Below are 23,189 nucleotides of genomic sequence, written 5' to 3' on the forward strand. Positions count from 1 at the left end.
GGGCGCGGCACCGGGGCCGCGCCCGCTCGGCCTGCCCAGCCGGGTCGGCGCTCAGCTGCGCCGCCGCACGGCCCGCGGCAGCTCGCGCGCGGCGTCGTCGTCGGCCTCAGGGGCGTACGGCGTAGGGCATGGCGCCGGAGTAGCGCATGGAGGTCACGCGCACGGTGTAGCCGAAGGTAGGCGCCTCGATCATCTGCCCGTTGCCCAGGTACATGGCCACGTGGTAGATGCCGGACTGGGTGCCGTTGGAGGACCAGAAGACCAGGTCGCCGGGTTGCGCGCTGCCCAGCGGGATCAGTGTGCCCTGCCCGTACTGGGCCCTGGAGGAGTGGGTCAGGTAGACGCCCGCCGCCCGGTAGGACAGCATCGTCAGGCCGGAGCAGTCCACGCCGCCATAGGACTCGCCCGCCCAGACGTAGGGCACTCCGATGTAGGTGTAGGCGGCGGCGATGGCCGTGCTGGCAGCGGCACCGCCCGACGCCGATGCGTTGGAGGCCGTCGCGGTCTGCCGCGTGCTCTGGGAGGCAGACCCGGAGGAGCTCGCCCCCGAGGAGCCCCCGGAAGAGGAGGAGCCGGATGAGGAGCTACCGGAGGAGCCCCCGGAAGAGGAGGATCCCGACGAGGAGGATCCCGGCGAGGAGGATCCTGACGAGGAGGATCCCGATGAAGTCCCCCCGCCGGAGGAGGACTGCGACTGCTGGCCCTGGGACGACGACGCCCCGGAGGAGCCGGAGGACTGCTCGCCCGAGCCCGAGTTCGCGGAGCCCTCGGAGGAGCCGGAAGGAGCCGCCGTGCTCTGCTCGGCGCTGCGGGCCGCCTCGGCCTGAGCTGCCTGCTCGCGAGCCGCCTGCTCGGCCGCCTCCTTGGCGGCGGCCTCCTCCCGCGCCTTGCGCTCCGCCTCCAGCTGCTCCTGGTAGGCGGTCTCCAGCTCAACCGTCGTGTTGCGCTGCTCGGCGAGCTGGGCGATGAGGCCGGCGCGTTCGGTCTCGGCGGAGGCCTGGGCCGCTTGCGCCGCGGTGGCGGCGGCGTCGGCATCGGCCTTGGCGGTGGCGGCGGTATCCGCAGCGGCCTGCTTCGCCTCGACCTTGGAGTCGGCGATGGACTGCATCGTGTCCGCGACCGCCTGCAGCGCCTCCACGCTCTGCAGCTGGGAGTCCGTGTCCTCCCCGGCGCGTTCGAGCGCGACACTGACGTCGGTGACGTCGCCGAGGGTCTGACTGGACAGGTAGGGGGCCAGGGCGTCCAGGGTGCCTGCACTGCCCTGCTCGTAGGTCTCGGCGACGACGGCGCCCAGGTCCGTGCGGGCCTCCGCCGTCTCCGCGGCGGCGTCATCCGCCCGGGACTGCGCGTTCTCGGCGTCCGTGGTGGCCGCATCCAGCTCGTCAAGCGCGGTGAGGTAGTCCTCGTTGGCCGCAGCGGCCTCGACCTCGGCGGCGGCGGTCTTGACACTCAGCTGCGCCAAGGACGCCTCCAGCGAGGCGATGGAGGCGGCGGTTGCCTGCTCCGCGGACTTGGCGCGGTCGATGTCATCCTGGGTCACTTCATCAGCAACAGCCGGGGTGAACGTGACGGCGAGTGCGAGGGCCGCGGCGGTGAGGCTCGCGCGCAGGGGTGCGCTGGGGCGGCGCGGGCGATGGGTCGTGCTCACAAGATCTCCGTACGTATTCCGGCGCGCCTCCTTGACCGACGCAGACCGGGTGTCCTCGCATACCGTACCCATCAACGCCCGCAAGAGAAACAAGAACATCATATTTCACAACCGTCACAGAGGCCCTCACACGTACCACCAGCCCCGGAATACAGCGGATCCGCGACACGCACCGCAATTGCGTGGCATTCGTCACACCCAACTCTGAGGTAGCGTTTCTCCCACAGGTCCGGCCACCTCCGGCCCGCCCACGGTCCCGGTGGTTCCGCCTGCTGACACGTCCGCCGGCGATGCCGTCGCCGCGGGCGCCGTCGGTACCGCCCTCGATTCCGCCATTGATCAAGGAGTTCTCATGGCAGAGGCCCCGTCCAGCACCCCGGGACACGTCCCCTCCCCCGCAGACCCGACCGGCTGGCGCTTCGAAACCATGCAGGTCCAGGCCGGCCACACACCCGACTCCGACACCGGCGCCAGGGCCATCCCGATCTACCAGTCGACCTCCTTCGTCTTCCCCGACGCCCAGGAGGCCGCCAACCGCTTCGAGCTGAAGTCCCTGGGCCCCATCTACACCCGCCTCGACAACCCCACCAACCAGATCGTCGCCCGCCGCATCGCCGCCCTGGAGGGCGGCATCGGCGCCCACCTGGTGGCCTCGGGCATGGCCGCCCAGGCCCTGACCTTCATCACCCTGGGCGGGCAGGGGAGCAACATCGTCGCCTCGCCCTCCCTGTACGGCGGCACCGTCAACCAGCTGAGCCACACCCTGCCCAAGCTGGGCATCGAGACCCGCTTCGTCTCCGACCCCAGTGACCCGGCAGCCTGGGCCGCGCTCGCGGACGAGCGCACCATCTGCTTCTTCGGCGAGTCCATCCCCAACCCCAAGGGCGACATCCTCGACATCGAGGCGATCGCGCAGGCCGCGCACGCGCTGGGCATCCCACTGGTGGTGGACAACACCGTCGCCTCCCCCTACCTGATCCGCCCCTTCGAGTGGGGGGCCGACATCGTGGTCCACGCGGCCACGAAGTTCCTCGGCGGCCACGGCTCCACCGTGATGGGAGTGATCGTCGACTCCGGCAACTTCGACTTCGCCTCGCAGCCCGAGCGCTTCCCCGAGTTCAACACCCCCGACCCCTCTTACAACGGCCTCGTCTACGCCCGCGACCTGGGCGTGGGCAGCCCCCTGGGCAATATGGCCTTCATCCTGCGGGCTCACACCGCCGGCCAGCGCGACCTCGGCTTCGCCGCGAGCCCCACCGACTCCTTCCTCATTGCGCAGGGCGTGGAGACCCTATCCCTGCGCATGGAGCGGCACGTGGACAACGCACTCGCCGTCGCCAAGTGGTTGGAGGGCCGGCCCGAGGTGGCTGAGGTGCGCTACTCGGGCCTGAAGTCCAGCCCCTACTACGCGCTGCACCGCAAGTACTGCCCGCGCGGTGCGGGCAGCGTCTTCGCCTTCGACCTGGCGGGCGGACGCGAGGCCGGGGCCGCCTTCATCGACGCCCTGTCCCTGTTCTCCAACCTGGCCAACATCGGCGACGTCCGTTCCCTGTGCGTCCACCCGGCCACCACCACACACTCCCAGCTGTCCGACGCCGAGCTCGCCCGCGCCGGCATCAGTGCCGGCACCGTCCGCCTGAGCATCGGCATTGAGCACGTGGATGACATCATCGCCGACCTGGAGCGGGGCCTGGCCGCCGTCGCCGCGCTCTAGCATCGCGCCCCGCCCCCACGCCGAGACCGGTAGACGTTACGCACCGAGACCGGTAGATGTTACGCACCGAGACCGGCGGCACCGCACGTGGAGCGGCCGCACGGCAGCGGCACCGGGCCGACGCTCCACGGCCGCACACTCATGCCGCCCGCACTCGGGCCTCGCCCGCAGACAGCCTCCCCGGCTACCATGACGGCCATGACCGCACCCATTTCGCAGGTGCCCGGGGTCGGCACGGCGACCCTCAAGCTCGTCGACCGCTCGGCGGGCTCTCCGACGGGCGCCTGGCGGCCAGGCGACGACCCCGGCCAGCGCCATTTCCTGGAGATCGGAGACCTCCCGCTGGACTCCGGCGAGATCCTGCCGGAAACGCACCTCGCATTCGAGACCTGGGGAGAGCTCACACCCGCCCGTGACAATGCCGTCCTGGTGCTGCACGCCCTGACCGGCGACTCCCACGTCACCGGCGCGGCCGGCCCCGGGCACCCCACCGCCGGCTGGTGGGACACGCTGGTAGGCCCAGGCCGCGCCATCGACACCGACCGCTACTACGTGGTGGCCGCGAACATTCTGGGCGGCTGCCAGGGCTCCACCGGCCCCTCCTCCACCGCGCCGGACGGGCGCCCCTGGGGCTCGCGCTTCCCCTGGCTGACCACTCGCGACGCCGTGCGGGCGGAGTCGCGCCTGGCGGACGCCCTCGGCATCGACGCCTTCCACCTGGTCATCGGCGCTTCCCTGGGCGGGCACCGCGCCCTGGAGTGGGGCGTCACCCACCCCGAGCGCGTACGCAACCTGGCCCTGGTAGCCACCGGCGCCTCCACCACCGCCGACCAGCTCGCCTGGTGCCACCTGCAGGAGCTGGCCATCGTCGGCGACCCCTACTTCTTCGACGGCGACTACTACAACCACCGCGTCGGCCCCGTCCGCGGCCTCGGCCTGGCCCGCGCCATAGCGCACACCACCTACCGCTCCGCCGGGGAGCTGGACACGCGCTTCGGCCGCGCCCACCAGGGCCAGGAGGATCCCGCCGTCGGCGGCCGCTACCAGATCGAGTCCTACCTGGACCACCACTCCGGCAAGTTGCTGGCACGCTTCGACGCCAACACTTACCTGATCGTCAACCACTCCATGATGGTGCACGACGTCGGTGCCGGGCGCGGCGGTATCCAGGCAGCCCTGAGCACGGTTACCGCCCGCACGCTGGTGGTCGACGTCGACTCCGACCGGCTCTTCCTGCCCGCGCAGGCCGAGGAGCTGGCCGCCGGCATCCCGGACGCGCGCCGCACCACCATCCACTCCCTACACGGGCACGACGGCTTCCTAATCGAGGCCGAGCAGATGGACACCGCCCTGCGAGGCTTCCTGACCGAGGACGAAACGCCCCGGTGAGCACTCCCGCAGCCCCCGCAGGCCCCGAGCACACTGCTCCCACGGAGCCGACGCCGCCCCCACAGCCGACCCCCGTCGACGCCTGGGGTCCCGACGTGCTCGGGCCGGGATTCCGCGCCCGCACGCTGCGGCTGCTGCCGGACGCGGAGGACGACGACGCCGTCGCCACCCTGGTGCACCACGTGCCCGCGCTGGACCCGGCAGCCGTGCCCGGCACGCCCACGGCGCCGCGCTTCGCGTTCCTGTACCTGCACGGTTGGAACGACTACTTCTTTCAGGCGCACTTCGCCCGCGAGGTATCGCGCATGGGCGGCGCCTTCTATGCCCTGGACCTGCGCCGCTACGGGCGCTCCCTGCGCGCGGGGCAAATGCTCGGCTGGGTCAACTCCTTGACCGACTACGACGAGGAGATCGGACTGGCCCTGGCCGCCGTCCACGCCGCCGAGGGCTGGGACATGCCCACCGTCCTGTACGGTCACTCCACCGGCGGGCTGGTCGCCTCCCTGTGGGCGGACCGCCACCCGGGGGCGATTTCCGCGCTGGTGCTGAACTCCGCCTGGTTGGAGATTCAGGGTTCCGAGCCGGTGCGGCTCGTGGGCGAACCGGTGGTGCGCACGCTGGCGCGCCGGGACCCGCGCATGGTGATACCCACCCGCTCTTATCCGCCCAAGGCGCTCTACTCGCTCGTTGACGGCTGGAGTCCCGAACGGGACGGCCCCCTGCCCGATCCCGCCTGGGCGGATGACCCCTACATCACGGGCTGGAGCGTCGACAGGCGCTGGAAGATGGTCCCGGCCGCCCCCATCCGCCCCGGCTGGCTCCTGGCGATCCTGGCCGGTCAGCGCCGGGTTTCTGAGGGCCTGGACGTGCGCTGCCCGGTCCTGTCCATGGGATCCGCCCGCAGCCACTTGAGCGTGACCTGGACTCCGGACTCGCGCCAGACCGACACGGTGGTGGACGCGGACGCCACCGCCCACCGCGCAATCGGCCTGGGCAAGCTGGTGACGGTAGCCCGCTTCGACGGCGGCGTCCACGACCTGGTGCTGTCGGCCCCGCCGGTGCGTGAGCAGGTCTACTCCGCGCTGCGCCGCTGGCTGCGCGGTTACGTGCTCACCTGAGGCGCCGGAGCCGGGCGCGTTCCACGCCTACTCCGTGACCTGTGGGGGTAGGCCGGCGTCCGCACTCCCCAGTCGAAAGTAGGGGATGTCCCCGACTTGCGGTCGACATTCGTTCAGGGGCCCACTCATCCGACGAACGGAGGCGACCTGGATCACCACTAACACACTATGGAGGCCTGTCAGCCACAGCCGTCTCACCGTCGTTTCCCAGCATTGCGGCGCGCCCCGTCCCCACGGCCCCCACGGTCGCGGACGCGGCCATGCGCGTGGGCATGCGCGCGGGCCTGGGCGTGGGCCAGGCCTTCCCCCTCTGGTGCGAGCTTTTGCACCCTGGTGTATGGCAAATAGCCGCACACCAGGGTGCAAAGGCTCGCAGTAGACGACCGGTACGGCCGCTGCCGCCTGCTGCCCCGGTGCGGCCTCAGGCCAGTAGCTCGCGCAGGCTCGGGCCGCCGACGCCGACGCGCCATACCCGCCAACCGTCGATATCCTGCGTGTTCTGGGCAGCATTGGCCGCTGTGGACGGGTCACGGTAGGAGGTGCCGTCGGCGAGGGTGATAGTGCCGTCGGCCGCCAGGGTTGCCCGGTGGTCAATGCCCCGACGCCGGCGCAGCCACACCAGGGTCGCGGGCGTCTCGAGCGTCTGGGCGATGTCCGCCAGAGCCCGTTCCGAAGCCTCTCCGGAGGGGACGGTGGGTTCGGCACCCAGTACCGCCGCGTCCAGGCGGTGTCCACTGTTGGCGCCGGCGGGGGACGCGGCCACCGGGGCGTCGTCCTGCGGGCCGTCCTGCGGGCCGTCTTGAGGGGCGGGCGACTGCGCCACTACCGGTGTGGGCACGGTGGCGTCGTCGGGCAATGGGTCATCGGAGCCCTCTGCGGCTGCGGCGGTCTGCCCGTTCAGGTCCAGCGCCTGCCCGGTCACATTGGTGCGCAGCAGCTCAACGGACACCAGGACACGGCCGTCCTCGGTGGACCGGACCCGCAGCTCGTGCAGTTCCACGCCGGAATCGGCGACCATGCCGAGGCAGGTGCGCACGTCGTCGGCGATCTCGGTGGCGATCAGGGTCAGCCGGGGCCCGGGCTCACTGCCCACGGGCATGCTGCCGCGGAAATCGGCCCAGTCCTGCTCGAAGGCTGTCTGGGCGCCCGGGTAGCGGGAGGCGAGCTGATCGCGGCCGGTGAGCGCGGTATTGGTGGCGCGCGCCATGGCCAGCAGCAGGGCGGTGGAGTCGAGCACCTCAATGACTTCGACAGTGACGACCTGGCCGGCGGCGTCGAGCGCGGTCAGGGCATCCCCACCGACGACCTGATCCCAGCCGATCGCCAGCAGCGGGCGGCGCAGCACCTCGGTGATCTGCCGCCGTACCGCAGCCAGGGCGGCGCTGCGGTCGGCGTCGGTGGCGGGACGCCCCAAAACCGCGGGCTGAAGCCGTTTGTCCGTAAGGTCAAAGAGCGCCATCGTGGTGTGCCTTCCTGTCCGGCGCTCACCGCCCCAACGGTGCGCGCTGTGCTAGGTCATCCTCTCATGCGTAGCGCGGCACATCGCACCGGTGTGGGCTCCTGCACATCCCGTCCGCCGGCAACACATCTAAAGGCGCCCGGGGAGTTCTGCTGCGACGCTTTGCACCCTGGTGTGCGGGTATTCGCCGTACACCAGGGCGCAAAAGCTCGAACCAAGCGGCAAAGGCTCGTAGCAGGGCGGCGTGGCGTGGGACGACCTGCGAGTCCCCTGCCTGCTGGGCGCGGATGACGGCCCGGTCAGCGTCGCCGCCACAGGCTCGGGGGCAGCAGTCGGGCGCGCAGGCGTCGACGCAGGGACGTGGCGCGGGCCAGGCTCGCCGTCACGGTGCGCAGTCCACTGGCCAAGCGCTCCCGGTCGCCGACCGTACCGTCGGCCCGGCCCCCCGGAGCGGGTGCCAGCGCCCCCTCCCCGAAGGCCTCGGCGACGGCGGCTCCCGCCAACTCCTCCAGGTCTCGCCCGGCGGCCTCCAGGCCGGGTAGGGCGGCCAGATACTCGGCCAGCGCCTCGTGCGTGCGCGCCCGCGGCCCCCGGCCGGCACCACCGGGCCGCCGCCCGGCTCGCCCGGCCGCGCCAACGCGTCCAGGTGGCGTCCACAGCCCCAGATCGGTGGCGGTGTCGCGCAGCTCCTGCCAGGCTGCGGCGGCGGGTCTGGATCCGTTCCGGATGCGGCCCAGTCGGCGTCGACGCCGCCCGGAGCGCACCAGCGCCGGACCGGCGAGCAGCAGCGCTACGAGCACGGCCGCAGCCAGCTGCGGCGCGCGGGCCCCCGGCCGGGTGGCGTCCCCCGCGCCGGCTGCACCACTGGAACCACTGGGGTCGGGCGCATTGCTGGTCGCGACCACCGTGGGCGCGGGCGCGGCCGACGCCGACGCGGTCGGTGTCTCGGTCCCCGCCGCGGTGGGTGAGGGCTGCGGGTCCGCCCCGGTGTCGGCCCGCCGCCCGGCCCCGCCCGGCGTGGGCTCGAAGGCCACCCAGCCGACGTCGTCGAACCACACCTCGGGCCAGGCATGCAGTTCCTGACCGGACACGGGGGTCGCCGCCCCGTCGGCGCGGGAGGCGTAGCCGATGGCGATGCGGGTGGGCAGGCCCAGGCTGCGGGCCATGAGCGTGAAGGCGGCGGCGTAGTGGACGCAGTAGCCGTGGCGGTCGGTGAGGAAGTCATCGACGGTGTCCACGGGCATGGTCCCGCCGCTCCCGGAGAAGCCACCGGGAGCGGACTCGTCGTACACGAAGTCACCGCCGTGGAACCAGGCGGCCAGCGCGGCGGCCTGGGCGGTCGGGGGCGCGTCGGTGCCGTCGAGCCCCACGGCCCCTACCACTTCCCGGGCAGTCAGGGCGATGCCCGCCGAGCCGCGAGGCGTGACCGTGTAGGCGGCCAGTTCCTGGGGATCCGCGGCGGCGGCCTCGTAGGGCGGGAGGACCTGCGGGGTGCCGTCCGGGCCGGCGACGGCGTTCCACCCCCGTACCGTGTAACGGTTCCCCCTGGTGGCACCGGCGCCCCGGGCGACGACGGTGGAGGTGCCGGGCACCCACGCCCAGTTCGAGACCGCGAGCGCGTCATCGTTCGCATCCGTCGTTATCAGGGCGGTCGACTGGGCCAGCGGCAGGCGTGCGGAGGCTAGGTTCTGGATGCCTATGTGAGTCTCCGGCAGGTCGGCGCCGCCGGAGCGCACCTCGGCGGCGCTGACTCCGGCGGCCACGAGCGCCCCTCCGGCCGTGAGCGCACCGCCGCCGACGGGCGCTACCAGGCTGCCTGCGCTCGCGGGTCCCGGATCTTCCAGGGGCTCCCAGGCATCGCCGTCGAGGTCTCGGATGACGGCGAGGGGGAAGCGCAGGGAGGTGCCGGTCGGCACGTCGGAGGTGTACTCAAATACGGTTGCGGTAGAGCCGCGCACCAGGTCCTGGTCCAGGGTGAGCGTGGTATCAGGAACGGAGAGGCCGGCCACGCCCGCGCCGCTCACGTTCCAGCTCCATGCACGCACCGGCACGGCCGGAGCGAGGGACACCGCGACGCCGGCCGTGCCGACCGCCAGGGCGGTCACGACCGCCACGCCGGCCAGTTTCCCGAGCGCGCGCCTCACGGCGCCGTATGCGACCAGCGGCGCGGCGCGTCCTGCTGCGTGGGGCGGCTTCGCCTCCCAACCGTGCTGGTTGCGCGTGCCCGCGGCGGGCACGGGCCCCGCTGTGAGGATGAGCGCGAGCACGCCCGCCCCGGCAGCCAGTACGACGTCGTCGGCGGGCCGCTGCCCCAGGACGATGCCGGGGGCCAGCAGCGCGGCGGCCGGGATCAGCCCGGTGGCGCCGCAGCCATCGCCGCCGCCCGCGCTCGAAAGCGCGCCCACCCAGGCCAGCAGCCAAGTGAACAGGCACAGGGCGAAGCCGAGCGCGCCGCCGGTGTCCAACGGGGCGATGCCGTCGCGCAGCATGCTGCTGACCTCGCGCAGCTGGGTCGAGGGGGAGGTGAGCCAGGACTCCACCTGGCCGGTGCCGCGCCAACCCCACCACAGCACCCCGGATCCGGCGAGCAGGCCCAGGGCACAGGCGAGTCCCGCCCGCTGGGGCCGGGCTGTGCGCACCAGGGCGGGGAGCAGCAGGGCGACGGCGGCAACGGCCAGGCCGCGGCCGGCCCAGGGCGCCGGGGTCAGTAGCGGTGCCAGCACAGTGGCGGCCAGGTGCCACAAGCCGACGGTGATGAGCCCGGCTGCCAGCGGCTGCCAGCGGGCGGCGCGCAGGCGCGGCCGACTAGTGGGCGCATCCCGCCTCGCCCTCAGGCCGGCGCGTGCCGGGGGCGAGGCGGCCGCCGCATCCGTGGCCGCGCTGGCGCAGGCCTGCGTGTCCGCCACCAGCACCAGGGTCCCGGGCGGGGGCTGCGGCTCGGCCGGGGCACCAGTGATGAAGACATCGGCCTCGGCAAAGGGCCCGGCGTCGGCCGCACGGGTGCCGGGGCGTGGGCCGCCGGGAGGGAGGTCGGCGGCGTCGTCCTCCGGCAGGCTGCTCATCTCAACCGTGGCGAGGCGTCGCAGCAGGGCGGTGGAGTGCGCCGCGGTGGCGCGGTGGCGCTCGGTGCCCAGGTGCAGCTCGACGTCGTGCCCGGCGCGCGCCCACGCCTCGATCAGTCCGGTGGCCGTGCTGACGGCGCCCTCGAAGGCGGCTGCGGCGCCACCCGGTGCCTCAGCATGCGCCGTGTAGGCGCAGGCGCGCAGGTCTAGCCGCAGGCGGCGCAGGCCTCGGCCCTCGTGCTCGCGGTCAATGACGATGAGCCGTCCGGTGCGCGCGGACTGGCGCCAGTGGACGGATCCGAGCCAGTCGCCGGGCCGGTATTCGCGCAGGTTACCGAGTTGCCGGCCGGAGGTACCGGGGTGCGAACGGGACGGGGCAGCCGCGTCCACGCCGCCTGCCGTGTCAGCTGTGCCGGTGGCGGCGGCCTCAGCCGGTGGCGGCAGTGGTCGGGGCAGGACCAGCACGCTGCCGTCCAGGCGCATGGGAATGCGGGCGCGTGCGAGCCCGAGTGGGTCGTAGCAGGTGAGCGCGGGCGCGCTTACGGTGAGCGGTCCGCGCCGGTGCGGACGGTAGGAGATCGCGCAGCCACCCTGCACCACCGGGACCGTGAGCCGAGCACCGGCGACGTGCCAGGTCACCCACAGGGGTACCCACCGGGGCAGCCGGGTGGCGACGGCCAGCTGCCAGACCGCATCCTGGCCGACGTGGACCTCACCTACCTCACCGGGTCCGCTCAGCCGCGCTCGCGGCCTGGCGGCGAGAGCCATCAGCCAGCCTGCCACAAGGGCGGCTCCGGCCGTTGCCGTGAGAAGGAGACCCAGGTCGCGCATCAGGCTCAGGCCGGTGAGGCGGCCACCGAGTACCAGGGCCGCCCCGAGCACGAGTACCTGCCAGCCGGTCGTTGACGGAGCCGCCCAGGGGACGAGCCGGCGCGTGGGCTGTCCGTCGGCGGCTGCGGCTCGGGTCACGCGCAGGCGCCCACTGGGGCGGTGGCACCCGGAGGGTTGCGGTGTGGCGCCGCCCGCGTCTAGTGGCATTGGCTCAGTCACCCGCCGGTACGGGCGTGCTCGCGAGGATGCGCCACAGGGCTTGGGTGGAGGCGGCGAGCGCGTCGGCAGCCGAGGCGGGGCTTCCGGCCGGGATGAGCCGGTGGGCGAGCACGTGGACGGCGGTGCGGGCGACGTCGTCGGGCGAGACGAAGTTGCGTCCGGCCATGGCGGCGCGGGCGCGGGCGACGGCGGCCAGGTGCAGGGAGGCGCGGGGGCTCGCGCCCAGGGCGATGGCCTCGTCGCTGCGGGTGGCGGATACCAGGGCGACGATGTAGCGGGCGACGGCGGGGGCCAGGTGCAGGGAGGCGACGGTGGTGCGCGCCGCGCGGGCGTCGTGCTCGGAGGCGATGGGGGCGAGGTCGGCGAGCGGGTCGGCGCCGCCGCGGGCGAGCAGCATGGCGGCCTCGGCGCCGGCGTCGGGGTAGCCCATGGTCAGGCGGGTCATGAAGCGGTCGCGCTGGGCCTCCGGCAGGGCGAAGGTGCCCTCCATCTCCAGGGGGTTCTGGGTGGCGACGACGATGAACGGGTCGGGCAGGGGCAGGGTCCGCCCCTCGACGCTGACCTGCCCCTCCCCCATGGCCTCCAGCAGGGCGGACTGGGTGCGCGGGGTGGCCCGGTTGATCTCGTCGGCGACGACGACGCCGGCGAACACCGGGCCGGGGTGGAAGCGGAACTCGCGGGTGGACTGGTCGTAGACACTGACCCCGGTGACGTCTGCGGGCAGGAGGTCGGCGGTGAACTGGATGCGGGCCGAGCTCAGGTCCAGGCAGCGCGCGAGTGCCAGGGCCAGGGTGGTCTTGGCGACGCCGGGCACGTCCTCGATCAAGAGGTGGCCGCCGGCCAGGAAAGTGGCCAGGAGGGTGTCGATCGCCTCGGTCTTGCCGACGACGACGCGCTGCATCCGCTCCCGCAGTGCGCCGGCGAGTTCGCGCAGGGCGGCGGGGGCCATCGGTGCGTGCGCGTCGGCGGCGCCGCGGCTATCAGCGCTGGTCATGCGTCGATTCTGGCAGAGCCCATCAGCCGTTGACAGGGGATGGCGGTACCTGGCAGCGCGTACGGGGCGCGCATAGCCCGGTCAGGAGCCGGCCGTGCCGTGCCGTAGCCGTGCAGCGCGGTATTCATGCTCCGCCCGCATCGTGGCCCGCTTCAAACGCCTTTACTGCCGGCACACCGTCGCGGAGGTTAACCCCGGCAAGATCAGGGTCATCTGTAAGCCAACCGACGAACTGTCCCATATGGTCCGGGTCGGACAGCAGCGCCGCGGCGTCGAGGTAGGAGTTTCCGGCGGCATCCCGTTTCATCCACGCATCGAAGCCGGTGTAGGCCTTGTCCTCAACGCCCTCATAGACGCCGGCCGGCAGAAGTCCGCGCTCATCGAGCTTGACATATGCCTCCACCAGGAAATGCCGCCTCACCGCCTCCGACATGCCGTAGTCCTGAACGTCACTCCAGCCGGACGCGCCGGCAACGGGTTTCTGCAGCGCAGCCACCAGATAGGACTGCGCAATGTTTCGCGCCGTACCGCCCCAGGCGGGCCCGGCGGCGCCGGCAACGGTAGCGGCGGTGGAGTACACCCCGTCGTCGAAAGCATCGAGGAGCATCTGGTTCGTCGCATCCAACTGCTCGCCATCATCGTCGCGCCCCTTCTCCGCAGCTCCCTGAATGTAACCGAGTAGACGGCCATCGGGCTCAAGTTTCTGAACAATCAGGGCACTCGCAGCCTTCAGACTCGAATATCCCGAGTCCTCCGAGTCATCAGAGTCTGCAGGCAGCGTATCCAGCGCATCGTCGAGGCGCAGTGAGGTGTATCGGCCCGCGGCCTCAGACACGGCCTGCAGGGCGATGTCGTCTTTGAGTATCTCCCGCAGCAGTACGGTGATCTCATCGTCGCGATATCCTCGCCAACCGGCCGGCAAACCTGCCTCAAACCGCGAAAACTTTACCGAATTATCGCTATCGGTGGCGGTCTCGTCAATCTCCTCCATGGAGTTTGCCAGCACCACGGCCGCGTTCTGCCGCGAAGTATCAGTCCACAGGCTGCCCTTACGCCCGGCCATGTCAACCACTGCGTGCTCCGTGATCCACGCGGCACGCTCATCCTTGGTCCCCGTGGTCAGTTGCCGGTGCTCCGAAGCGCCGGCAACGGCCGCCGTGAGCGCTTCGAAACTGGTCGAGTCCCAGTCACGTCCCCGCAACCACTCCCAGGTCGTGCCATCAACCTCCACGGTCTGCTCGATGGCACGGTCATCAACCGGCGGCGCCAGGAGGTCCAAAGCCGCATCGGGCTGCCGCCCCATCGCAGTCAGAATCCCGGCCATGGGATCCCAATCACCCACGCCGCCTTCCGGAGACGACGTCTTCATCCGCTGCAACTGCCACACTGGCAGATCGCTATCGGTCTGCTCATACGCCTGCAAGGCATGCCCCAGGTCCAGCAGGAAATACTTGTCGAACTCCCCGCCGGCCTGCACCACCCCGCCGTCAACCTCGACCAGGTTCATGACCGAACGGTCGGCTCCCGCAAGCAGCAGGTTGAAGCCGAGCGGCATGTAGTAGGACTGGCTCTCGTCCGCGAGCAGCTCACTGAGTATCTTCGCGTAGTCCGTGCGGTGCTGGGGAGTCCAGGCCGAGGAGTTCGTCGCAGTGCCGAGGCAGATCGATAGCGTCGCCTGGGCCGACAGCCACGCGTCTTCGGTCTGCTGCCAACGGGTCACGTATTCGGCGTCGGGGTCATTCGGATCGTAAGCGGGCAGGTTTTCGGTCTGCTGCTGCCTCTGCTGGTTGATCGTGTAGGCCAGTTCCATCATCCCCTCTGGGCCCATGGCGTCGGCAAAGGCCGCGGCATAGACCCCATCGTCCTTGTGGTCGGCCAACAATCCGTTAATCAGTTCCAGCAGCTCATCGGGCTTGGCGTTCTTCGCCTTCTCCGCATCGCTTCGAGCCCGGTCCGATCCCTCCGTCCCTGCCGTGACAGAGGCAGTCGTCGCGGCGGTGGCAGAGGCAGACGGCTCGGGACTGGGAGTGCCGGTGGCAGGATCGTCCCGGTTGCGACCGGGGTCCGCTGTACGCGATGCCACCCCATCCAGCACCTGTGGCGCGTACTTGATCACCAACTCCTCCAACGCCGCAACCGTCGACTCATCAGCATCCTCCGCAACTACCGTGTACATGGCAAACCCGGCACGACCTTCCAACCAATAAGCATAAGCATTCGGGTGCTTTGGGTACCGCCCAAGATAGGAGAATACACGCGCATCCGCACCCGGGACCTCACGCCCCTCACCCCCAGCAATCGCCTCCAACGTGGTAAACGCATTATTACCACCACGCCCGAACGCCACCCATGAATCCGCCGTACCGTGCGCGGCCAATACGGCACGCTCACCCTCAATGCTACAATAGAACACTCCGTCACTACCCTCCTCGACCTCCGTCACACGACCCACAATAGGGTGTACATCCTCCTCGGCAATCAGCCCACAGTATGGGCCCGCGATCGAATCATCAGCGCAGCCACTTACGCAACCTAACGGCGCAACCACTAGCAGCGCCACCACAACAGCCCGGAGTGACCGCACACGGCTGAAGTTGAGTCGCATCATTGTCACTGACCTGGCGATCCGGTGGACGTAGACTCCGCCCCTCTGGACGAGTCCGTGGTCTGTGCGGCCGACGACTCGGGACTGGGAGTGCCGGTGGCCGGATCGCCCCGGTTGCGACCGGGGTCCGCTGTACGCGAGTCCACCCCATCCAGCACCTGCGGCGCGTACTTGATCACCAACTCCTCCAACGCCGCAGCTGTCGACTCGTCAGCGTCCTCGGCAACCACCGTGTACATCGTGAACCCGGCACGACCTTCCAACCAATACGCATAAGCATCCGGAGACTCAGTGTGCGGCCGAAGATAGGAGAATACACGCGCATCGGCCCCCGGAACTTCACGCCCCTCACCCCCAGTGATCGCCTCCAACGTCGTAAACGCGTTATTGCCGTTACGCCCATACGAAACCCACGAGTCGTCCGTACCGCTCGCAACCAGTACAGCGCGCTCACCCCGAACTCTACAATAGAGCAGTCCGCCATCCCCCTCCTCAACCTCCGTCACACGACCCACAATAGGGTGTACATCCTCCTCGGCAATCAGCCCACAGTATGGGCCCGCGATCGAATCATCAGCGCAACCACTTACGCAACCTAACGGCGCGACCACTAGCAGCGCCACCACAACAGCACGGAGTGACCGCACACGGCTGAACTTGAGTCGCATCATTGTCACTGACCTGGCGATCCGGTGGACGTTGAGTCAGCATCGCTGGACATGTCTGCAGCCTGGGAAGCAGACGACTCGGCACCAGGCGCACCAGTCGCCGGATCATTCCAGTTAGGGCCTGGGTCCTCCGAACGCGAAGCCACGCCATCCAAGACCTGTGGTGCGTACTTGATCACCAACTCCTCCAACGCCGCAACCGTCGACTCATCAGCATCCTCGGCAACCACCGTGTACATGGCAAACCCGGCACGCCCCTCCAACCAATAAGCATAAGCATTCGGGTGCACAGGATTTCCCGTAGACAGGTAAGAGAATACGCGCGCTTCCGTACCCGGGATCTCACGCCCCTCACCCCCAGTAATCGCCTCCAACGTCGTAAACGCGTTGTCACCATCCTGCCCAAACACAACCCACGAGTCGCTAGTGCCGTGCACCGCCAACACAGCACGCTCACCCTCGATAGTACAATATGACAGCCTGCCACCCCCCTCCTCAACCTCCGTCACACGACCCACTATCGGAGTCACGTCCTCCTCGGCAATCAGCCCACAGTAAGGGCCCGTGATCGAATCATCGGCACAACCCCCGAAGCACCCCGTACACGCCAGAATTAGCAAAACCCAAACTACACGCGCCTTGACACCCACATCACGTTGTATTTGCCCCATCATCGCCTCCCACTCTTAGCGCCTGCTTCGAAACCATTCGACCCCATCAATGCCTCACCCAGAACAGAGTCAAGCTCCCAATCATCTTCAATCCACCCCATGAACTGCTCGATGCTTTCCGGATTGGACAGCAACGCCTCACCGTCAATATGCAAGTCTCCCTGATCGTCGCGCTTCATCCAGGAATCCTCGTAATAGTTGTTCTCGTAGTCCAAGTATGCCTCGGGCGGCAAATACCCGCGTTCATCAAGCTTGACATACGATTCCGCTAATATTCTCCTCATGGCTTGCTCCTGCATACTCACCGCCTCGTCCTGCGCCTGCTGCGCATTTGATGGCAAGCAGTCCCCCACCATATCGAGCGCATACGACTCCGCGATACTTAGCGCCTTTCCTGCCACAGCGGACTGTGGTCCCGGTATGAAGCTCAGCCCTTTACCAAAGGCGTTTAGGATCATCTGATTGGTCGCGTCTTTCTCGGCTGCGGCGTCGCCGCGCCCCTTCTCCGCGGCACCCTGAATATATCCGATAAGGCGGCCATTACTGTACCCCGTTTGAGACGCCCGCTTATACGCCTCCTCCCCACTCGCGTCTTCCGGCAGAGCATCCAATGCGCTATCCATGCGCGCAGACGCGTACCTGCCTGCAGCGTCGGAGACGGTCTGCAAGGCGACGTCATCCTTGAGCGTCTCCTGCAACAATGCGCGCACCTCCTCGTCGTGCTTCTCATCCCAGCCAGCGGGCATCGCAGCATTGAATTGCGATCTCCGTGAATTTCTTTGAACGTCGCCTGCGGCCTCATCCACCTCCTGCATGGAATTGGCCAGTACCACGGCCGTGTTCTGCCGCGAAGTGTCCGTCCACAGGCCATCCTTGCGCCCGGCCATGTCAACCACCGCCTGCTCCGTGATCCACGCGGCACGCTCGTCCTTCGTACCCGTCGTCAACTGACGATGCTCCGAAGCGCCCGCAATGGCCGCCGTAAGCGCCTCAAAACTGGTCGAATCCCAGTCACGCCCCTTAAGCCACTCCCAGGTAGTACCATCAACCTCCACGGTCTGCTCGGTGGCGCGATCATCAACCGGCGGCGCCAGGAAGTCCAAAGCCGCATCAGGCTGCCGCCCCATCGCAGTCAGAATCCCGGCCATAGGATCCCAATCACCCATGCTCCCCTCAGGCGAAGAGGTCTTCAGCATCATCTCCCGCCACGCCGGGTAACCTTCGCTGGTCTTCTCATGCGCCTGTATGGCATTCCCCAGATCCTGCAGGAAGTACTTGTTGAACACTCCGCCGGCCTGCACCGCCTCGCCGTCAACCTCGGCCGTATTCGCTGCGGTTCGGTTCGCGCCTTCCAGCAGCAGGTTGAAGCCGAGTGGCATGTAGTAGGGCTGATCTTCGTCCGTGACGAGTTCCGCCAGCTCCTCCGCATACTCCTTGCGGTGCTGGGGCGTCCAGGCAGAGGAGTTCGTCGCCGTGCCGAAGCAGATCGACAGCGTCGCCTGAGCGGACAACCATGCTTCGTTGGTCCTATCCCAGCGAGTGCCGTAGTCAGTGTCGGGATCCTTCGGATCGTAGTCCGGAAAGTTCTCAAGCTGGTACTGCCGGTGCTTGTCAATCGTGTAGGCCAGATCGGCCATGCCCTCGGGTCCCATGGCGTCGGCGAAGGCCGCAGCATAGACCTCATCATCCTGATGGTCTGCTACCGATCCATTCATCAGGTCCAGCAGCTCATCGGGATCTGCGTTCTTCGCCTTCTCCGCGTCGATCTCCGCCTGGACTACCGAACTGAGATCGTCCGAAGAGTTGATCGTCACGGTGTCCGGCAAATTGTAGGTGATGACGCCGTTAGCGTCCATGCCCGCGATTCCCGACTCATTCAGCCGCACGATCTCGTCCTTGCAGGACTCAATCTCATCTGCTCTGGCCCTCAGGTTATCAATGGCGGTCAACGCGTCCGTGCTGAAGTCAGTGTCAGGCACGGCGACATCGGCGTTGTTAATCTCGAGATTGATTGAGCTCCGAGCGCCTTCCGCGTCGGTGGCAACCTTACGGATTTGAGCGATGGCGGTTTCCAGCTTCTCTGCGTTGAGGGATACCTTTGTCATTATTGTTCCTCCCCTTCCTATGCTGCAACCAGGCGGAATTCCCGACACCCCTATGGGCGTCAGCTATCCTCCTCGCCGCTTTCTGCGTTGGCTATTGCCGTCGCAAGATCCTCACTGAGCGCCGCAAACACACCAATCAGCGCGTCAATCTCGGCCTTCGTCTCCTCGGACTCTTCATCCGCCAGCGGCCCCTCCCAGGTGTCGGACGCATTCACCCAGCCATGCAGCCCCTCCACAACGGTGCAGGCGTACGGATTCACCAGGTCCGTCTCGCGGTTCTTGCGATCGACATATTCCTTCAGCTCGGTGAGCTTTTCCTTCTCGGACATCTCTTCCTCCAGGGTTACTAGGCGACTCGGGCGGCCATCGACTCACCATCACTGTACCGCAACTAACAGGCTGCGTTACGCCCATCGCTTGACTCTACTTTGCCAGCACGCCGCGTAGCTGCTTGCGCGCAGCATGCAGAGGCCGCGTGGGAGGATGCCGTCTGCGCGCTCCTTCCTGTTGACATGCGCCCGGGAGCGGCGCACGATGGAGATGCCGTCCTCCAGCACCCCATCGTGCAGTAATGCACTCCTGGACGCGGAAGGAGCGTGAGTACCTTGCTCTCGACTGTCGCCATGATGCTCGCAGCGGGTCGGATCCTGACCGGTCTGCTGATGGCTCTGAGCGCCTACGCAAAGCTCTCCACGTCGCGCGATCAGCAGGTAGCGGACGTTGTCGGCTACCGCATAGTGTCCGGGCGCTCAGCCCGTCATGTGGCACTGGCTCTACCTGTGATCGAGCTGTTCTTGGCAGGCTGCCTGATACTGGGCGGCCGCCTGCCCATTACCGAGACCATCGCAGCGGTCCTGCTACTGACCCTGGCCGGCGCATCTGCCAGCGTAGTCGCACGCGGCATACATGCGGACTGCGGCTACTTCGGCACGAGGCTGCGCTGGAGAGTGGGCCCCGGCATAGTCGTCGTGGACGCGGCACTGGCCGCCGTGCTCATTGCCGACCTACTCATCACCCCGCAGCGCCTCGTCCTGTCCAGCCCCGGCAGCAACCTGGCGGTAATCGTGCTAGGCATAGCCGCAGGCTTCAACCTCCTGACAAACTGGGACAAGTTCCGTCGGCCGCAGCCAGCCTGAGAGATACCCTCCCCTGCCAACACCCAGCCGCTGCCCTCAACGGCGACCAAATGCCCCTACTGCGAACTTTTGCACCCTGGTGTGCGGAAAACTGCCGTACACCAGGGTGCAAAAGTTCGTATCGGAGCCCCGCCGGCGTGCCGTCAGCGCTTCACATCGACGGCACGCCGACGCTTCACCAATGCGTCACTCGGCCGGCTCCAGCACCGCCGCCCGACCCGCTTCCAGACGCGCCACCGGCACGCGGAACGGCGAGCATGACACATAGTCCAAACCGACCCGGTGGAAGAAGGCGATCGAGTCGGGGTCACCACCGTGCTCACCGCACACGCCCATCTTCATGCCCGGCTTGGTAGACCGGCCGCCGTCGACGCCCAGCTGCACCATGCCGCCCACGCCATCGACGTCAATGGACTCGAACGGGGAAGTGCCGAAGATGCCCGCCTCGATGTAGCGGCCCACGAAGGACGCCTCCACGTCGTCGCGGGAGAAGCCCCAGGTGGTCTGGGTCAGGTCATTAGTGCCGAAGGAGAAGAAGTCCGCCTCCTCGGCGATGTGCGCCGCGGTAACGGCAGCCCGCGGCAGCTCAATCATGCAGCCGACCGGGAAGTCGAGGTCGAAACCGGACTCCGCGGACACCTCCGCCAGCACCGCCTCCGCGCGCTCCCGCGCCAACTGCAGCTCCCGCACCGATCCGATCAGCGGGATCATCACCTCCGGGCGGGGATCGCCGCCCGCCTTGAGCCGCTCGACGGCGGCCTCCGCGATGGCCCGCACCTGCAGCTCGATCAGGCCCGGCATGGTCAGCAGCAGACGCACGCCGCGCAGACCGAGCATCGGGTTGGCCTCGTGGTTGCGGCGCACCACGGCGAGCAGCTGCTCGTCGGCCGGGTCCAGGGTGCCGCGCTCCCGGTCAACCGCAACCTTGACGCTCAGCTCGGTCAGGTCGGGGAGGAACTCGTGCAGCGGCGGGTCGATCAGGCGCACCGTCATGGGCTTGCCGTCCATCGTCTCAAGCATCTGCACGAAGTCGCCCTTCTGCAGCGGCAGCAAGGCGGCCAGGGCGGCCTCCCGCTCGGCGCCGTCGGCGGCGAGGATCAGGTTCTGCACGTACTGCTTGCGCTCACCGAGGAACATGTGCTCGGTGCGGCACAGGCCCACGCCCTGAGCGCCGCGGTGGATGGCGTGGCGGGCGTCGTCGGGGGTGTCGGCGTTGGCACGCACCTGCAGGCGGCGTACCTCATCGGCCCGCCGCATGATGCGGTCCACGCTGGTGACCAGCTCGCGGGAGTCGTCGTCGGCGGCGGAGGCCAGCGCCGTGTCCAGGCCACGGCGCAGGTAGGTCATCACCGGGGAGTCGACCACGGCGACCTCCCCCAGGAACACCTCACCGGTGGTGCCGTCGATCGCGATCACATCGTCACTGGTCAGGGGCGCCTCCCGCCCGGCCACACGCACGGTGCGGGCGGCGGCGTCCACCTCCAGCGCCTCGGCGCCGCACACGCAGGTCTTGCCCATGCCGCGGGCGACGACGGCGGCGTGCGAGGTCTTCCCGCCGCGGGCGGTAAGCACGCCGACGGCGGCGACCATGCCCGGCAGGTCGTCGGGGTTGGTCTCGCGACGCACCAGGATGACGGACTCCCCGGCCTCGGCACGGGCGACGGCCTCGGCGTTGTCGAAGGCGATGTGGCCGACGGCGGCGCCCGGGGATGCGGGCATGGCGCGGGTGATCAGGTCGCGTCCGGCGTCGTCGCCGAACTGCGGGAACATCAGCTGAGTGAGCTGATCACCGGTGACGCGGGTGAGGGCCTCGTCCATGGTGATCAGCTTCTCGTCCACCAGCTGGGTGGCCACGCGGAAGGCCGCCGCTGCGGTGCGCTTGCCCACGCGGGTCTGCAGCAGCCAGAGCTTGCCGCGCTCAATGGTGAACTCGATGTCGCACAGGTCGCGGTAGTGGGTCTCCAGGCGGCGCATGGCGGCGCGCAGCTCGTCGTAGCTGGTCTTGTCCAGGCGCTCCAAGTCCGCCAGGGACAGGGTGTTGCGGATGCCGGCGACGACGTCCTCACCCTGGGCGTTGACCAGGTAGTCGCCGTACACGCCGGAGCGGCCGGTCGAGGGGTCGCGGGTGAAGCACACGCCGGTGCCGGAGGTCTCCCCCATGTTGCCGAACACCATGGTGCACACGTTGACGGCGGTGCCCAGGTCGTGCGGGATCTTCTCGCGGCGCCGGTAGATGTGGGCGCGCTCGGTGTTCCAGGAGCGGAAGACGGCCTCCGTGGCCATGTCCAGCTGGGCGCGCGGGTCCTGGGGGAAGTCGATGCCTGCGTGCTCGGCGACGATCGCCTTGTACTGCTCCACGAGCTCCTTGAGGGCATCCACGTCTAGCTCGTAGTCGAGGCTGACGCCGCGCTCGACCTTCTTGGCGTCCAGGGCGTCGGAGAAGTGATCGCCGTCGACGTCGAGCACGGTCTTGCCGAACATCTGGATCAGGCGGCGGTAGGAGTCCCAGGCGAAGCGCTCATCGCCTGAAGCGGCGGCCAGGCCCTTGACCGAGGCGTCGTTCAGCCCGATGTTCAGGACCGTCTCCATCATGCCGGGCATGGAGAACTTGGCGCCGGAGCGCACTGACACGAGCAGCGGGTCCTCGGCGTCACCCAGCTGGCGGCCGAGCTCCTCCTCGACCTGCCGGAGGGCAGTGGTGACCTGGACGGCTAGCTCATCGGGGACGACGCCGTCGCGCAGATAGGCCCGGCAGGCGTCGGTGGTGATGGTGAAGCCGGGCGGCACCGGCAGGCCGAGTCGGGTCATCTCGGCGAGGTTGGCCCCTTTACCGCCCAGGAGGTCCTTCTGGTCCTTGTCTCCCTCACTGAAGCGGTATACGTACTTGGGCATCGTCGCCTCTTTCTAGTTCTGGTTGGCTATGCGCCCGCGCGCGTTGACAGCGCACACTCTAATGTGACTTCAGTCCTAACGCCACTTTCCGGCGCCATGTCGCCATATCGTCGCTATTTGTACGGACAAAATACGCACCAGCTCACCGCACGGGGTGCGCGGACGGCGCGCCTCTCGCTGCAGGCGGCACGCAGCACCAGCCCGCGGAAAGCGGAGTGCAGCGACTAATGCGCTCCGTTCTACTCTTCGGAGGCTTCCGGTTTGCGGAGTGGGGTTGCTCGTGGGGTCGGAGGGGGTTCGCAGGAGCGAGCAGGTTAGCGGGGCGCGTGGGCGTCTCGGGGCGCCTGACTCGCCCGGGGCCAGGCTGGCCCGAACCTGGCTGGCCCGCACACGGCTGGCCGAGGCCTAGCGGGACCGCGCCTGGCTCGCCCGCACACGGTTGACCGAGGCCTGGCGGGACCGCGCCTGGCTCTTTCACGCCGGGCCCCGCGGCGCTTTGGCCCCACGTTCAAGGGCCGCACGCGACCTGCCCCCGACCAGCCTCAACACCACGAACTAAAAGAGCCGGAGGTCTCCGTCAACGCGCTGCTCTCGGCCGACGTGCAGAGGGGTGTTCGTGAGTTCACTACTCGGCACCCACGGATTCGCTTTCTGCCGCGATGGTTCGCGGATATGGCG

Annotated in this window: 13 protein-coding genes; 4 read left to right on the plus strand and 9 right to left on the minus strand. The window is 68.9% G+C overall.

Annotation, left to right across the window (positions count from 1 at the left end; all coding sequences use genetic code 11):
- Nucleotides 1-106 precede the first annotated feature (106 nt).
- Nucleotides 107-1,648, minus strand: a complete 1,542-nt coding sequence (locus GZ997_RS04060; RefSeq protein ID WP_343212266.1) for a C40 family peptidase — start codon at nucleotides 1,646-1,648, stop codon at nucleotides 107-109.
- 352 nt (nucleotides 1,649-2,000) lie between these two features.
- Here GZ997_RS04060 and GZ997_RS04065 point away from each other — a divergent pair, with 352 nt between their 5' ends.
- The 3 genes from GZ997_RS04065 to GZ997_RS04075 all read left to right on the plus strand — a co-directional run bounded on the left by GZ997_RS04065 (nucleotide 2,001) and on the right by GZ997_RS04075 (nucleotide 5,869).
- Nucleotides 2,001-3,362, plus strand: coding sequence for a PLP-dependent transferase (locus GZ997_RS04065; protein ID WP_162678952.1), 1,362 nt, complete (start codon nucleotides 2,001-2,003; stop codon nucleotides 3,360-3,362).
- Between the two features lie 198 nt (nucleotides 3,363-3,560).
- The gene (locus GZ997_RS04070) at nucleotides 3,561-4,751 is read left to right on the plus strand and encodes a homoserine O-acetyltransferase (RefSeq protein WP_237564172.1); all 1,191 of its coding nucleotides are present in this window, start codon (nucleotides 3,561-3,563) and stop codon (nucleotides 4,749-4,751) included.
- A gap of 95 nt (nucleotides 4,752-4,846) precedes the next feature.
- The gene (locus GZ997_RS04075; RefSeq protein WP_343212275.1) at nucleotides 4,847-5,869 is read left to right on the plus strand and encodes an alpha/beta hydrolase; all 1,023 of its coding nucleotides are present in this window, start codon (nucleotides 4,847-4,849) and stop codon (nucleotides 5,867-5,869) included.
- Nucleotides 5,870-6,290: 421 nt separating this feature from the next.
- On the opposite strand, the gene GZ997_RS12395 is transcribed toward GZ997_RS04075, so the two are convergent.
- The 7 genes from GZ997_RS12395 to GZ997_RS04110 all read right to left on the minus strand — a co-directional run bounded on the left by GZ997_RS12395 (nucleotide 6,291) and on the right by GZ997_RS04110 (nucleotide 18,812).
- Complete coding sequence (locus GZ997_RS12395) at nucleotides 6,291-7,328, minus strand: hypothetical protein (RefSeq protein ID WP_203233980.1); 1,038 nt, start codon at nucleotides 7,326-7,328, stop codon at nucleotides 6,291-6,293.
- Between the two features lie 299 nt (nucleotides 7,329-7,627).
- Nucleotides 7,628-11,359 (minus strand): transglutaminase domain-containing protein, encoded by a 3,732-nt coding sequence (locus GZ997_RS04085; protein WP_162678954.1) that lies wholly within the window; start codon nucleotides 11,357-11,359, stop codon nucleotides 7,628-7,630.
- 73 nt (nucleotides 11,360-11,432) lie between these two features.
- Nucleotides 11,433-12,434: an AAA family ATPase gene (locus GZ997_RS04090; RefSeq protein ID WP_238994248.1), complete on the minus strand. Its 1,002-nt coding sequence runs from the start codon at nucleotides 12,432-12,434 to the stop codon at nucleotides 11,433-11,435.
- Nucleotides 12,435-12,558: 124 nt separating this feature from the next.
- Complete coding sequence (locus tag GZ997_RS04095) at nucleotides 12,559-14,877, minus strand: DUF6571 family protein (protein WP_162678955.1); 2,319 nt, start codon at nucleotides 14,875-14,877, stop codon at nucleotides 12,559-12,561.
- A 167-nt stretch (nucleotides 14,878-15,044) separates the two neighbouring features.
- Complete coding sequence (locus GZ997_RS04100; RefSeq protein WP_162678956.1) at nucleotides 15,045-15,269, minus strand: hypothetical protein; 225 nt, start codon at nucleotides 15,267-15,269, stop codon at nucleotides 15,045-15,047.
- A 1,108-nt stretch (nucleotides 15,270-16,377) separates the two neighbouring features.
- Nucleotides 16,378-18,483: a DUF6571 family protein gene (locus GZ997_RS04105; protein ID WP_162678957.1), complete on the minus strand. Its 2,106-nt coding sequence runs from the start codon at nucleotides 18,481-18,483 to the stop codon at nucleotides 16,378-16,380.
- A 59-nt stretch (nucleotides 18,484-18,542) separates the two neighbouring features.
- Complete coding sequence (locus GZ997_RS04110) at nucleotides 18,543-18,812, minus strand: hypothetical protein (RefSeq protein WP_161924906.1); 270 nt, start codon at nucleotides 18,810-18,812, stop codon at nucleotides 18,543-18,545.
- A gap of 267 nt (nucleotides 18,813-19,079) precedes the next feature.
- On the opposite strand from GZ997_RS04110, the gene GZ997_RS04115 reads away from it, so the two are divergent.
- Nucleotides 19,080-19,619 (plus strand): MauE/DoxX family redox-associated membrane protein, encoded by a 540-nt coding sequence (locus GZ997_RS04115; RefSeq protein WP_162678958.1) that lies wholly within the window; start codon nucleotides 19,080-19,082, stop codon nucleotides 19,617-19,619.
- Nucleotides 19,620-19,805: 186 nt separating this feature from the next.
- Here the strand turns inward: GZ997_RS04115 and ppdK are convergent, their stop codons facing one another.
- Entirely contained in the window at nucleotides 19,806-22,511 is a 2,706-nt protein-coding gene (gene ppdK / locus GZ997_RS04120) for a pyruvate, phosphate dikinase (protein WP_162678959.1), read from the minus strand.
- Nucleotides 22,512-23,189: the final 678 nt, after the last annotated feature.

Origin of the sequence: Actinomyces sp. 565 (genome assembly GCF_010365615.1) — a bacterium.
Lineage (GTDB): Bacteria > Actinomycetota > Actinomycetes > Actinomycetales > Actinomycetaceae > Actinomyces.

Excerpts from the sequence above, each read along its gene's own strand:
- GZ997_RS04065 (WP_162678952.1), top strand. The coding sequence starts at position 2,001 with ATGGCAGAGGCCCCGTCCAGCACCCCGGGACACGTCCCCTCCCCCGCA.
- GZ997_RS04070 (WP_237564172.1), top strand. The coding sequence starts at position 3,561 with ATGACCGCACCCATTTCGCAGGTGCCCGGGGTCGGCACGGCGACCCTC.
- GZ997_RS12395 (WP_203233980.1), bottom strand. The coding sequence starts at position 7,328 with ATGGCGCTCTTTGACCTTACGGACAAACGGCTTCAGCCCGCGGTTTTG.
- GZ997_RS04090 (WP_238994248.1), bottom strand. The coding sequence starts at position 12,434 with ATGACCAGCGCTGATAGCCGCGGCGCCGCCGACGCGCACGCACCGATG.
- GZ997_RS04105 (WP_162678957.1), bottom strand. The coding sequence starts at position 18,483 with ATGACAAAGGTATCCCTCAACGCAGAGAAGCTGGAAACCGCCATCGCT.
- GZ997_RS04110 (WP_161924906.1), bottom strand. The coding sequence starts at position 18,812 with ATGTCCGAGAAGGAAAAGCTCACCGAGCTGAAGGAATATGTCGATCGC.
- ppdK (WP_162678959.1), bottom strand. The coding sequence starts at position 22,511 with ATGCCCAAGTACGTATACCGCTTCAGTGAGGGAGACAAGGACCAGAAG.